This window comes from Amycolatopsis sp. GA6-003, assembly GCF_046267895.1.
Taxonomy (GTDB): Bacteria; Actinomycetota; Actinomycetes; order Mycobacteriales; family Pseudonocardiaceae; genus Amycolatopsis.
Genome location: NZ_CP176499.1, coordinates 9,089,834 through 9,102,547, shown reverse-complemented (window position 1 = coordinate 9,102,547; position 12,714 = coordinate 9,089,834). Strand labels below are relative to the sequence as shown.

General features: G+C 71.1%; 10 protein-coding genes. 4 read left to right on the top strand and 6 right to left on the bottom strand.

The features are described 5' to 3' along the window. Positions 1 to 1,389 (top strand): beta-N-acetylhexosaminidase, encoded by a 1,389-nt coding sequence (locus tag F9C12_RS41150; RefSeq protein WP_409464068.1) that lies wholly within the window; start codon positions 1 to 3, stop codon positions 1,387 to 1,389. A 68-nt stretch (positions 1,390 to 1,457) separates the two neighbouring features. Here F9C12_RS41150 and F9C12_RS41145 read toward each other — a convergent pair whose 3' ends face one another. The 3 genes from F9C12_RS41145 to F9C12_RS41135 all read right to left on the bottom strand — a co-directional run bounded on the left by F9C12_RS41145 (position 1,458) and on the right by F9C12_RS41135 (position 4,589). Continuing rightward, on the bottom strand, positions 1,458 to 2,225 hold the full coding sequence (locus F9C12_RS41145; protein WP_409464067.1) for an SDR family NAD(P)-dependent oxidoreductase: 768 nt from the start codon (positions 2,223 to 2,225) through the stop codon (positions 1,458 to 1,460). Between the two features lie 94 nt (positions 2,226 to 2,319). Then, on the bottom strand, positions 2,320 to 2,988 hold the full coding sequence (locus F9C12_RS41140) for a response regulator (protein ID WP_409464066.1): 669 nt from the start codon (positions 2,986 to 2,988) through the stop codon (positions 2,320 to 2,322). Then, positions 2,985 to 4,589 carry an ATP-binding protein gene (locus tag F9C12_RS41135; protein ID WP_409464065.1) on the bottom strand — a complete coding sequence of 535 codons (1,605 nt, stop codon included), beginning with the start codon at positions 4,587 to 4,589 and terminating at the stop codon, positions 2,985 to 2,987. The genes F9C12_RS41140 and F9C12_RS41135 overlap by 4 nt, the downstream gene beginning before the upstream one ends. A 165-nt stretch (positions 4,590 to 4,754) precedes the next feature. On the opposite strand from F9C12_RS41135, the gene F9C12_RS41130 reads away from it, so the two are divergent. Beyond that, positions 4,755 to 6,098 (top strand): cation:dicarboxylate symporter family transporter, encoded by a 1,344-nt coding sequence (locus F9C12_RS41130; protein ID WP_409464064.1) that lies wholly within the window; start codon positions 4,755 to 4,757, stop codon positions 6,096 to 6,098. A gap of 100 nt (positions 6,099 to 6,198) precedes the next feature. Here the strand turns inward: F9C12_RS41130 and F9C12_RS41125 are convergent, their stop codons facing one another. Further along, a complete protein-coding gene (locus tag F9C12_RS41125; RefSeq protein ID WP_409179712.1) occupies positions 6,199 to 6,600 on the bottom strand; it encodes a winged helix-turn-helix transcriptional regulator in 402 nt (133 codons plus the stop codon). 116 nt (positions 6,601 to 6,716) lie between these two features. On the opposite strand from F9C12_RS41125, the gene F9C12_RS41120 reads away from it, so the two are divergent. Continuing rightward, positions 6,717 to 8,156 (top strand): DHA2 family efflux MFS transporter permease subunit, encoded by a 1,440-nt coding sequence (locus F9C12_RS41120; protein ID WP_409179711.1) that lies wholly within the window; start codon positions 6,717 to 6,719, stop codon positions 8,154 to 8,156. A gap of 63 nt (positions 8,157 to 8,219) precedes the next feature. On the opposite strand, the gene F9C12_RS41115 is transcribed toward F9C12_RS41120, so the two are convergent. Continuing rightward, entirely contained in the window at positions 8,220 to 8,693 is a 474-nt protein-coding gene (locus F9C12_RS41115; protein ID WP_409464063.1) for an SRPBCC family protein, read from the bottom strand. 114 nt (positions 8,694 to 8,807) lie between these two features. Here F9C12_RS41115 and F9C12_RS41110 point away from each other — a divergent pair, with 114 nt between their 5' ends. Continuing rightward, on the top strand, positions 8,808 to 9,446 hold the full coding sequence (locus tag F9C12_RS41110) for a fibronectin type III domain-containing protein (protein ID WP_409464062.1): 639 nt from the start codon (positions 8,808 to 8,810) through the stop codon (positions 9,444 to 9,446). 72 nt (positions 9,447 to 9,518) lie between these two features. Here the strand turns inward: F9C12_RS41110 and uvrA are convergent, their stop codons facing one another. Beyond that, a complete protein-coding gene (gene uvrA / locus F9C12_RS41105; RefSeq protein WP_409464061.1) occupies positions 9,519 to 12,380 on the bottom strand; it encodes an excinuclease ABC subunit UvrA in 2,862 nt (953 codons plus the stop codon). Between the last annotated feature and the right edge of the window lie 334 nt (positions 12,381 to 12,714).

Genomic DNA, 12,714 nt, shown 5'->3' with positions numbered 1-12,714 from the left:
ATGTCCGGTTTCGAGACTCTCCTCCCCCGCCCGGTGTCCGCGGAAGCGGCGCCCGGCACCTGTCCGTGGCCCGCTCCGGTGGAGGTCCGCACCGCCGCGGAGCTCCCCGCCGAGGGCTACCGGCTCACTATCGCGCCCGACGGCGTCACGCTCGAAGCAGCCGACTCCGCGGGCGAGTTCTACGGCCGCCAGACCCTGCGCCAGCTGGCCGGCCCGGACGCGTTCCGGGCCGCCTCGATCCACAATGGACCGGTCGAGCTGCCGTGCGGGACGGTCACCGATCACCCGCTGTTCGCCTGGCGCGGCTGCCTTTACGACGTGGCCCGGCATTTCCGGACGAAAGCCGAGGTGCTGCGGTTCGTCGATCTGCTCGCCGCGCACAAGCTCAACGTGCTGAACCTGCACCTCGCCGACGACCAGGGCTGGCGGATCGAAACGCCGGAGTTCCCGCGGCTGACGTCCGTGGGCGGCTGGCGGAGATCGTCAATGGTCGGCAGGCACGACGGGCCGGAGCGCGACGGCCGCCCGCACGGCGGTTACTACACAGTGGACGATCTGCGCGAGATCGTCGCGTACGCCGCGACCCGGTCGATCACCGTAGTGCCCGAAGTGGACATTCCCGGCCACGCACGGGCCGCCATCACGGCGTACCCGGAACTCGGCCCGGCCAGCGAAACCCCTTGGGAGGTCTGGACTTCCTGGGGCATCAGCACCTCGCTGCTGGACCCGACGGAGTCCACTCTGGACTTCTTCCGCGCCGTCTTCGACCACGTGCTGGACATCTTCCCGTCGCCGGTGATCGCGCTCGGCGGCGACGAGGTGCCCGGCGCCACCGAGGCGCACCACCGGTTCGTCCGGGCGATCGCCGACCACCTCGTCGCGCGCGGCCGTACGCCGATGGGCTGGGACGAGGTCCTCGACGGCGGCGACCTGCCGGCCATGGTGATCGGCGTGTGGCAGGACCGCGAACGCGCCGCGCTGGCGCTGAAGGGCGGGCACGAAGTGGTGCTCTGCCCCGAGGACGGCGTGTACCTCGACCACCGGCAGAGCGACCACCCGGACGAACCGATCCCGGTCGGATACCTGCAGGATCTCGAACACTTCTACGGTTTCGAGCCCGAGTCCGGGCCGCGCGTGCGCGGAATCCAGGCGCAACTGTGGTCCGAGCACCTGGACACCGTGCGGCGCACGGATTACGCGGCCTTCCCGCGGCTGTCGGCGTTCGCCGAGGTCGCGTGGAGCAGCGGACCGCGCGACTACGCGGAATTCCTGCCCCGGCTGCGCGACCACCACCTGCCGCGGCTGGACGCGCTCGGCGTCGAGTACCGGCCGCTGGAGGGTCCGCGGCCGTGGCAGACCCGGCCGGACGCGCCGGGCCGCCCTCGCTGATCCCCGCGGTTTTCGTCTCCGCGAAGCGGCTCGGCTTCGGTGCGCCCGAAGCCGAGCCGTATAGGTCGTTATACGCCAGCCGGGCCGAGGAAGGTCCCACCGGTGGCGTCGACGACCTGCCCGGTGACCCACCGCGAATCCGCCGAAGCGAGAAACGCGACCACGTCGGCGATGTCGGCCGTTTCCGCGACCCGTCCGAGCGCCGATGCGCCCGCCATCCCCGCGCGCATCCGCTCGTCAGCGAACATGTGCGCGGTCCGGTCGGTCGGCGTCGGGCCGGGGGCGACGCCGTTCACCGTGATCCCCCGCTCCCCGAGTTCCTGCGCCAGGCTGCGGGTGAACACGTCGAGCGCGCCCTTCGTCATGCTGTAGGCCAGCTCGAACGGCAACGCGATGCGCGTGTCCGCGGACGAGATGTTGACGATCCGGCCGCCGTCCCGCAGCACCGGCAGCAGGCGCTGCACCAAGAAAAACGGTGCCTTCACGTTCACCGCGAACACCCGGTCGAACTCCTCGGCCGTGGTCGCGGCGATCGAACCGGCGCCGGTCGCCGCGTTGTTGACCAGGATGTCCAGCGCGACCTCGCCGGCGCGGGCGCGCAACTCCGCCGACAGACGATCGACCAGCGTCTCCGCGTCCCCGTCGACCCCCAGCGTCGCCTGCACCGCGAACGCTCGCCCGCCTTCGGACTCAATAGCCGCGACGGTGTCCTTGGCCGCGGTCTCGTCGCTGCCGTAGTGCACGGCGACCAGCGCACCGTCGTGCGCCAGCCGCGTCGCGATGGCCCGGCCGATGCCCTTGCCGCCGCCGGTGACCAGTGCGACCTTCTGCGTCATTTCTTGCTCCCCTTGAGTGTGAACTGCGATGTCCACACCTTCGGGGAGCCCGCTTACCGTCCGCGCACGAAGCGCTGACGGGTCCGGTCAGCGCTCAGCCAGGCTTCAGCCGGTACCAGACCTCCGGCCGCCCGACCTGCCCGTATCGCGGTTCGCGCTGGGCCAATCCGTTGTCCGCCAAGTACTCCAGGTACCGCCGCGCGGTGACCCGGGACGCCCCGATCGCGCTCGCCGCACCCCCGGCGGACAGGCCTTCGCCGGCCCCGGCGAGCGCGTCGGTGATCGCGTCCAACGTCTCCGCGCTCATGCCCTTCGGCAGCGGCGCGGCCTCGGTGGTGCGCAGCGTGCCGAGCGCACGGTCGATCTCCGCCTGCCCGCTGACCTCGCCGGACGCCTCGCGGAACGACGCGTAACGCTCCAGCTTGTCCCGCAGCGACGCGAACGTGAACGGCTTCAGCAGGTACTGCACCACACCGACCGAGACCGCCGCCTTGACCAGGGCGAGGTCGCGCGCGGACGTCACCGCGATGACGTCGATCGGCAGCCCGGCCGCGCGCAGCGAACGGCAGACGGCGAGACCGTGCGTGTCCGGCAGGTAGAAGTCCAGCAGGACCAGGTCGACGGGTTCGCGCTCGCAGAACCGCAGCGCCTCGCCGCCGGAATGCACCACCCCGGCGACCGCGAAACCGGGCAGCCGCTCGACGTACAGCCGGTGCGCCTCGGCCGCCACCGGCTCGTCTTCCACCACCAGAACCCGGATCACGCCGGCTCCTCCTGCCTCGGCAGCCGCACGGTGAACACCGCGCCGCCGTCGCGTCCGACGTCGATGGCGCCGCCGTACCGCCGGACCGCCTGCGCGACCAGCGCCAGCCCGAGACCGTGCTCGTCCCCGGCCTTCGTCGACCAGCCCCGGCGGAACATCTCTCCCACCGCCTCCTCCGGCACGCCCGGGCCGTTGTCCGCGACGCGCAGCAGCAGACCGTCCTCTCCCGACCGCGCGGTGACCACCACCGACGGCCGCGCGACGGATTCCCGCACCACCGCGTCGATTCCGTTGTCGATGAGGTTGCCGAGGATCGTCACCAGGTCCCGTCCGGCGACGCCGGGGCCGAGGTCGTCGATCATCGTGTCCGGCGTGATGGTGAGCTCCACGCCGCGTTCGCTCGCCTCCGCGGCCTTGCCGAGCAGCAACGCGGCCAGCACCGGTTCGGCGACCGCGCTCATCACGCGGTCGGTGAGTTCCTGTGCCAGCGCGAGTTCGGCGGTCGCGAACTCCACGGCGTCCTCGGGACGGCCGAGTTCCACCAGCGACACGACGGTGTGCAGCCGGTTCGCGGCCTCGTGGGCCTGCGAACGCAGCGCTTCGGCGAGGCTGCGCGCGGTGGTCAGCTCGCCGGTGAGCGTCTGAAGTTCGGTGTGGTCGCGCAGGATCACGACGGTCCCCTGCGCGCGTCCGCCGGAACTGACGAGCGTCGTGCTCACGACCAGCACCCGCGAATCCGTCAGGTGCAGTTCCTCGGTGCGGTTTTCCGGCGCGGTGAACGCCGCCGCCAGCTCGGGCGGCAGCCCCAGCTCGGCGAGCGGGCGCCCGACCGGGTCGCCGCTGAGCCCGAGCAACGTGCGGGCGCCGTCGTTGCACAGCCCGACCCGGCCGTCGCGGTCGACCAGCAGCACGCCCTCGCGGACCGAATGCAGCACCGCTTCGTGGTACTCGAAGAGGTTGCTCAGCTCAGCGGGAGCGACGCCGCGCGTCTGCCGTTTCAGCCGCGCGCTCACCAGCCAGCCCCCGCAGGCGCCCACGAGCAGTACTGCCGCCGCGACGCCGAGCAGCGGCCAGACGCGCTCCCGCAGCTCGGCCGAGATCGCCGCGATCGTGATGCCCACCGCGACGAGCGCGACCACCCGATGCCGCGAGTCGAACACCGGCACCACCACGCGCACCGACGGGCCGAGCGAACCGGTGTAGGTCTCCGACACCACGCCGCCCTGCTGGGCCGCTTCGATGTGCCCGAGGAACGGCTGGCCGATCAACGCCGGATTCGGGTGGGTGTAACGAATTCCTCGCGGCGACATGATCGTCACGAAGTCCACGCGCGTGTCCGCGAGCACCCGCTGCGCGTACGGCTGCAGCGTCGCGGCCGGGTCGGGCCCGGCCGCCGCGCGCGCGACGTCCGGCGCGTCGGCGACCGAGCGGGCCACCGCGAGCGTCTGCTCCCCGGCCCGGTCGGTCGTCGTGCGCCGGGCGTCGAGATAGGCGATAGTGATCCCGCCGGAGACGAGCACGAGCAGGACCGCCAGCTGCAGCGCCAGCAGCTGACGGGCCAGGCTCCAGCGGCTCGTCCGGATCCGGGGGGTCGGGGGCACCCGCTCATACCAGCACACGCCCTCCTCCGGCGGCACTCCGGCGCCGCGGCCGGAAAGTCCACACCGGACTCCTCCCGCCGCGAACTCAATGAACACAACGGTGACGCCAGTCATATCCGCCCCGCATAGTGACCCGCGTTCCACCCCACCGAGCTGGAGGCAACGGTGCCGACACCGACCCCCGAGGCGGCCGCGCCCAGGCGCGACCGCACGCGTTACCTGTACCTGGCCGTGATCGCCGCCGTCGTGCTGGGCGTCGCGGTCGGGCTGCTCTGGCCGTCCGTCGGCAAGAGCCTCGCCCCGCTGGGCACCGGCTTCGTCAACCTGATCAAGATGATGATCTCGCCGATCATCTTCTGCACCATCGTGCTGGGCATCGGCTCGGTCGCGAAGGCGGCGAAGGTCGGCAAGGTCGGCGTCACCGCGCTGGTCTACTTCATCGTGATGTCGACGTTCGCGCTCGCGATCGGGCTCGTCGTCGGCAACCTGCTGCACCCGGGCAGCGGCCTGCACCTCAACCCGGCCGACGTGTCGAAGGTGCACCAGCAGGCCAAGGGCGAGGGCGGCGTCGACTTCCTGCTCGGCATCATCCCGAAGACGTTCGTGTCCGCGTTCACCGAGGGCCAGGTGCTGCAGACGCTGCTGGTGGCGTTGCTGGCCGGGTTCGCGCTGCAGAAGCTCGGCAAGCGCGGCGAGCCGATCCTGCGCGGCATCGAGCACATCCAGCGGCTGGTGTTCCGCATCCTGTCGATGATCATGTGGGCCGCCCCGGTGGGCGCGTTCGGCGCGATCGCCGCGGTCGTCGGCGCGACCGGCTGGGGCGCGCTGCGCAGCCTGCTGGTGATCATGCTCGGCTTCTACCTGACCTGCCTGGTGTTCGTGTTCGGCGTGCTGGGCGCGGTGCTGTGGCTCGGCGCGCGGGTCAACATCTTCAGCCTGCTGCGGTATCTCGGCCGCGAATTCCTGCTGATCCTCTCGACGTCCTCTTCGGAATCCGCGCTGCCGCGGCTCATCGCGAAGATGGAGCACCTCGGCGTCAGCAAGCCGGTCGTCGGCATCACGGTGCCCACCGGGTACTCGTTCAACCTCGACGGCACCGCGATCTACCTGACGATGGCGACGCTGTTCATCGCCACCGCGCAGGACCAGCCGCTCGCGCTCGGCGAGCAGATCACGTTGCTGCTGTTCATGATCATCGCGTCGAAGGGCGCGGCGGGCGTGAGCGGCGCCGGCATCGCGACGCTGGCCAGCGGCCTGCAGTCGCACCGGCCGGAACTCGTCGACGGCGTCGGCTTCATCCTCGGCATCGACCGGTTCATGTCCGAGGCCCGCGCGCTGACGAACTTCGCCGGCAACGCGGTCGCGACCGTCCTCATCGGATCGTGGATGAAGGAGTTCGACCGCGACCGCTCGCGGCAGGTGTTCGCCGGCCAGGCGCCGTTCGACGAAGCGACCCTGCTCGACGACAAACCGGCCGAACCCGCTCAGCCGGCCCCGGCGAGCGCCTGAAACGCGGTCCGGGCCCGGGTCCCTTCCCCTCGGGCGCGGACTGTTCCGGCGCCGCGGCCGTGCGCGTCCCCCGTGCGCACGGCCGCGGCGCCTTTCCAGTTCAGCAAGCGGTGCGGCCGTCGTAGCTCTGCCGCGAAACCGCGATCGCCTCGCGGTGCCGCTCCGCCCAGTCGACCAGCCCGGACAGCGAGTCGTACAGCTCGCGCGCCATTTCGGTGGCCTCGTACTCGACCCGCGGCGGCACCGTCGGGTAGACCGTGCGCGTGAGCAGGCCGTCGCGCTCCAGGTTCCGCAGGGTGAGCGTGAGCATGCGGCGGCTGATCCCCTGCACCGAGCGTTCGAGTTCGGTGAACCGCACCGGACCGCGCGTCGCCTCCAGCAGGATGCCGATCACCCACTTCCCGCTGATCCGGTTCACGACCTCCATCACCGTGCACACCGCGAATTTCGCCGGGTCGAAGTCCGTGGCCTCGCCGGTCACAGCGATGTTCCCCTGGGACATGAAAGTGCCTCCTTCCGCGCCGGTCCATGGTCACACATGATGGGCGCTGTAACAAGAGATGCCCTGGCTGCGACCAGCGGAAACTCTCCCCAGTGCCGGTTATGGAGGACTTTGTCATGCCCGAAACCGCTCGGCATCGCGGCGCGGCGCTCGCCGTGCTGTCCGCCGCCTCGCTGATGGTGGTGCTGGACAGCTCGATCGTCGCGGTCGCCCTGCCGGTGATCCAGACCGACCTCGGGTTCAGCGCGCCCGGGCTGGCCTGGGTGGTCAACGCCTACCTCGTCGCGTTCGGCGGCCTGCTCCTGCTGTCCGGCCGCCTCGGCGACCTGGTCGGCCGGCGGCGGGTGTTCCTCGCCGGCCTCGTCGTCTTCACCGCAGCTTCGCTGGCCGCCGGGCTTTCGCCGAACGCCACCGCGCTGGTGGTCGCGCGGTTCGTCCAAGGCGTCGGCGGGGCCCTGGCGTCCGCGGTCGTGCTGGGCATGATCGTGACGCTCTATCCCGAGCCGCGCGCCCGCGTCCGCGCGATCGGCGTGTACAGCTTCACCCAGGCCGCGGGCGCTTCGATCGGCATGGTCGCGGGCGGCGCGCTCACCCAGGGCCTCGACTGGCACTGGACCTTCTACATCAACCTGCCGATCGGCGTCGCCGCGCTCGTCCTGACTCCGCTGGTGGTCGCGTCCGACCGCGGGCTCGGCCTGCGCACCGGCATCGACGTCCTGGGCGCGCTGCTGGTCACCGCCGGGGTGATGCTGCTGGTGCTGGGCATCGTGCAAGCCGGCGATGCCGGGTGGACCTTCCTCACCATCGCGACGCTGGTCGCCGCGGTCGGCCTGCTCGTGCTGTTCCTGCTGCGCCAGGCCCGGACGCGAACCCCGTTGCTGCCGCTGCGGTTGCTCCGGGTGCGCGCGATCAGCGGCGCCAACCTGACCATGGTCGTGATGGTCGCCGGGTTCCTGGGCTTCCAGTTCGTCACCGCGCTGTACCTGCAGCAGGTCCTCGGGTTCGACGCGCTCACCACCGGTTTCGCCTTCGTCCCGACGCCGGTCATGATCGCCGCGTTCTCGCTCGGCCTGGCCGACTGGCTGAACACCCGCTTCTCCCCGCGCGCGGTGCTGGTCGCCGGTCTGCTGACGGCGTCGGTCGCTTTCCTGTACCTGACCCAGGTCCAGACCTCGGGCGGCTACGCCCTGCACGTGCTGCCGTCGCTGATCCTGATGGGCGCCGGGGCCGGGACGGCCATCCCGGCGCTGATGGGCTTGGCGATGTCCGCCGCGACCCCCTCCGACTCCGGCGTCACGTCCGGCTTGATCACCACGACCCAGCAGGTCGGCGGCGCGCTCGGAACCGCCGTGCTGGCCACCGCCGCGGCGACCCGGACTGCCGAGCTGCTGGGCGGAGGCGCTTCGGAAAAGGAGGCGCTGGCGTCGGGATTCCGGGTGGCTTACGGCTTCAGCGCCGGGCTGACCGCGCTCGCCGCGATCCTCGCCGCGGTGCTCCTGGGCCGCCGAGCCGCCGCGGCTCCGGCCGGCGCCGCCGCCGAACCGGTCGCATCCTGACCCGGTGCGTCGTGAGCGGCGATGCCGGTGAGAACCGGGATCGCCGCTCACGAGTCCTCGGCGCTAAGCCGCTCGCCCGGTCGCCGCGAGGTAGCCGGTCAGCCCGTGGTGGCCCCGCCGCATCATCCACGCGTGATTGGCGCGGAAGAACGGCCGGGCCACCACGTCCAGCCTGCGCAGCAACGGTTTCCGCACCTGGACGTGCTGCGTGATCTCCAGCCGGGAGCCCCCGTCCTCGGCGTGGATCGCGCCGGCGAGCGTCCCGTCGAGATCCCCGCTCAGCCGGACCCGCACCCGCAGTCCCGCCGCGTCCTGCTGCTCCCGGTGCATCGCGACGACGATCCGGTACGGCAGCCGGGACCGGCAGACGATCCGGGCGGTGTCGTCGTCGACCTGGTGCACCGACTGGACGTCCGGCCACCACCGCGGATACGACTCCAGGTCGACGATCGCGTCGAACACCCGTCCCGGCACCGTCGGCAGCCACCAGTCGCTGCGGAACGAATACTCGGCTTCCCTCTTTTTCTCGAGGACCACTGCCGCCCCTCTCTCCCGATCAGCGGAACGCGCGCTTGTCGATCTTGACCGCCGTTTCCTAGGCTGGCCGCTCCTGGGGTACGCCGCCGCCTGAACTCCTCGAGGAGGCCTGCCGTGCCGATCATCGCCCGCACCGCCGTAGCCGCGCTGGCGGCCGCGACGCTCGTCGGCTGCGGGTCGTCCCCGCCCGCGCCCGCCTTCACCGCGACCCTCACCTCGCCCACGAACGTCGTCCTGCACTGGCCGTCGGATCCGGCCGCGGCGGGCTACCTCCTCGAATACGCGAACGCCGCCGACGGCCCGTGGACCGCGCTGCAGTACCTCCCGCCCGGCCAGACTTCTTACACCCACCCGAACCTGATCCCGGAAACGCCGTTCTACTACCGGATCCGGTCTTTCGCAGGCCCAGTGTCGGCGACCGTCACGTTGGGCGCTGCTTCTCCGCCCGGCACCGCTGCCCCGCCCGGCACCGCTGCCCCGCCGTCCGCCCCGGCCGATCTCACCGCGACGGCCGCTCCGGACCAGAGCCTGCACTTCGCCTGGACCGACCGCTCCGCCGACGAAGCCGGTTTCCTGCTGGAGATCCGCCGCCCGGGCGCCCCGGAGTTCGCCCCGGTCGAGGTGACCGATCCCAACGCGACGCAGTGCGCGCTGTCGCTTCTGCCCGGCGAACAAGGCTCGGCTTTCCGGGTCCGCGCCCTGTCCTACGGTCCGCTCTCCCCGGTCGTCGAACGCACCACCGGAAAGGACTGACCCTCCCGCCGCACAGCGAAAAGCCGCCCGGCACAGGGACGGACGGCTTTTCACGGCTCGGCTTCGAGCGGGTCAGGCGGGGTTCAGCACCTGCGCGAGGAACTCGCCGGTGTAGCTGCCCTCCGTGGCCGCCACCTGTTCCGGGGTGCCCTCGGCGATCACCATTCCGCCGCCGGAGCCGCCTTCCGGGCCCATGTCGATGATCCAGTCGGAGGTCTTGATCACGTCGAGGTTGTGCTCGATCACGATCACCGTGTTGCCCTTGTCCACCAGGCCGTTGATCACGCCGATCAGCTTGCTGATGTCCTCGAAGTGCAGGCCGGTGGTCGGCTCGTCGAGGATGTAGACGGTCTTGCCGGTGGAGCGCTTCTGCAGCTCGCTCGCCAGCTTGACGCGCTGTGCCTCGCCGCCGGACAGGGTCGGCGCGGGCTGGCCCAGCCGGACGTAGCCGAGACCGACGTCGACGAGGGTCTGCAGGTGCCGGTGGATCGCCTTGATCGGCTCGAAGAACTCGGCCGCCTCCTCGATCGGCATGTCCAGCACGTCGGACACCGTCTTGCCCTTGTAGTGCACCTCGAGCGTTTCCCGGTTGTACCGGGCGCCCTTGCACACCTCGCACGGGACGTAGACGTCCGGCAGGAAGTTCATCTCGATCTTGATCGTGCCGTCGCCCGCGCACGCCTCGCAGCGGCCGCCCTTGACGTTGAACGAGAAGCGGCCCTGCTGGTAGCCGCGGACCTTCGCCTCGGTGGTGGCCGCGAACAGCTTGCGCACGTGGTCCCACACGCCGGTGTAGGTGGCCGGGTTGGACCGCGGCGTGCGGCCGATCGGCGACTGGTCGACGCGCACCAGCTTGTCGACGTTGCCGAGGCCGTTGACCCGGGTGTGCCTGCCCGGGACCTGGCGCGCGCCGTTGAGCTTGTTCGCCAGCACCTGCGCGAGGATGTCGTTGACCAGCGTCGACTTGCCGGACCCGGACACGCCGGTGATCGACACGAGGCAGCCGAGCGGGAACGACACGTCGATGCCGCGCAGGTTGTGCTCGCGCGCGCCCACCACGGTGAGCTGCCGCTTCTTGTCGACCGGCCGCCGGATCGCCGGCACCTCGATCCGCCGCCGCCCGGACAGGTACGCGCCGGTGATCGAGTCCTTGTTCTTGAGGATCTTCTTGTACGGGCCGCTGTGCACGATGTGCCCGCCGTGCTCGCCCGCGCCCGGGCCGATGTCGACCACCCAGTCGCTGGCCCGGATGGTGTCCTCGTCGTGCTCGACCACGATCAGCGTGTTGCCGAGGTTGCGCAGCCGGGTGAGCGTCTCGATCAGCCGGTGGTTGTCGCGCTGGTGCAGGCCGATCGACGGCTCGTCCAGCACGTACAGCACGCCCACGAGACCGGAGCCGATCTGCGTCGCCAGCCGGATGCGCTGCGCCTCGCCGCCGGACAGGGTGCCGGACGCGCGGTCGAGCGACAGGTAGTTGAGGCCGACGTCGAGCAGGAAGCGCAGCCGCGCCTGGATTTCCTTCAGCACCGCGCCGGCGATCATCGCCTCGCGCGGGCCGAGGACCAGCTCGTCGAGGAACTCCGAGGCCTCCGCGATGGACAGCGCGCAGACCTCGGCGATCGACCGGTCGCCCTGCGTCGTGTGCTCCAGGGTGACCGCGAGGATCTCCGGCTTGAGCCGCGTGCCCTGGCAGGCCGGGCACGGCACCTCGCGCATGTAGCCCTCGTACCGCTCGCGCATGTACTCCGAGTCGGTCTGCTCGAGGCGCCGCTCCAGGAACGGGATGACGCCCTCGAAGGCCGCGTAGTACGAGCGCTGCCTGCCGTACCGGTTGCGGTAGCGGACGTGCACCTGCTCGTCGACGCCGTGCAGCACCGCCTTCTGCACCCGGGCGGGCAGCCGCCGCCACGGCGTGTCCATCCGGAACCCGACCGCCTCCGACAGCGATTCCAGCAGCCGCAGGAAGTAGTCGGCGCTCTGCCCGCCCGCCCACGGGGCGATGGCCCCCTCGGCGAGCGACAGCTCGTCGTCGGGCACCACCAGTTCCGGGTCGACCTCCTTGCGGATGCCGATGCCGGTGCACTCGGGGCACGCGCCGTAGGGCGAGTTGAACGAGAACGACCGGGGCTCGAGGTCCTCGATCGCCAGCGGGTGGCCGTTGGGGCAGGCCAGGTTCTCGGAGAAGCCGCGCACGCGGTGCGGGTCGTTCTCGTCGAGGTCGACGAAGTCGAGTTCGACCAGGCCGTCGGCCAGCCGCAGCGCGGTCTCCACCGAGTCGGTGAGCCGCTGCCGGGCGCTGGTCTTGACCGTGAGCCGGTCGATCACCACGCCGATCTGGTGCTTTTCCTGTTTCTTCAGCTTCGGCGGGTCGGTGAGCGGGTGCACCGTGCCGTCGACGACCACGCGCGCGTAGCCCTGCTGCTGCAGGTTCTGGAACAGGTCGAGGTACTCGCCCTTGCGCCCGCGCACGACCGGCGCGAGCACCTGGAACTTCGTGCCCTCGGGCATCTCCAGCACCTGGTCGACGATCTGCTGCGGGGTCTGCTTGCTGATCGCCTCGCCGCACTTGGGGCAGTGCGCCTTGCCCGCGCGGGCGTAGAGCAGCCGCAGGTAGTCGTAGACCTCGGTGATGGTGCCGACGGTCGAGCGCGGGTTGCGCGACGTCGACTTCTGGTCGATCGACACCGCGGGCGAGAGGCCCTCGATGAAGTCGACGTCCGGCTTGTCCATCTGCCCGAGGAACTGCCGCGCGTACGCCGACAGCGACTCCACGTACCGCCGCTGCCCCTCGGCGAAGATCGTGTCGAAGGCCAGGCTCGACTTGCCCGACCCGGACAGGCCGGTGAACACGATCATGCTGTCGCGGGGCAGATCGAGATCCACGCCGCGGAGGTTGTGCTCGCGCGCTCCGCGAACAACGAGGCGATCAGCCACGCCTTCGTTCCTTCCGTCGTTCTGCTCGGTGGCCCGCCGGGAGATCCGGTGCCGGCGGACGTGCCCAGGGTAGGGACGACCACCGACAAAAACCGGACCGCACGCGTTCTGCCTGGGCTTTTCCGCTCTCCGGGGGCCGGGGGAAGCGGCCCGCGGCGGGGTCGCCGGACGCTGTCGGAGGCCCCGCGCGGCAGAGCGGACGCGCGGGCTTGGCCCGGTTCCACGATACAGGTCGGCGAAGACCGCCCGGCCCGGGTGCACGCCCCCGGGAACCGGCGCGGGGCAGGGCCTTCCGGCGGTTTCGCGGAAAGTGTCGCCCCCTGCCGATACGTTC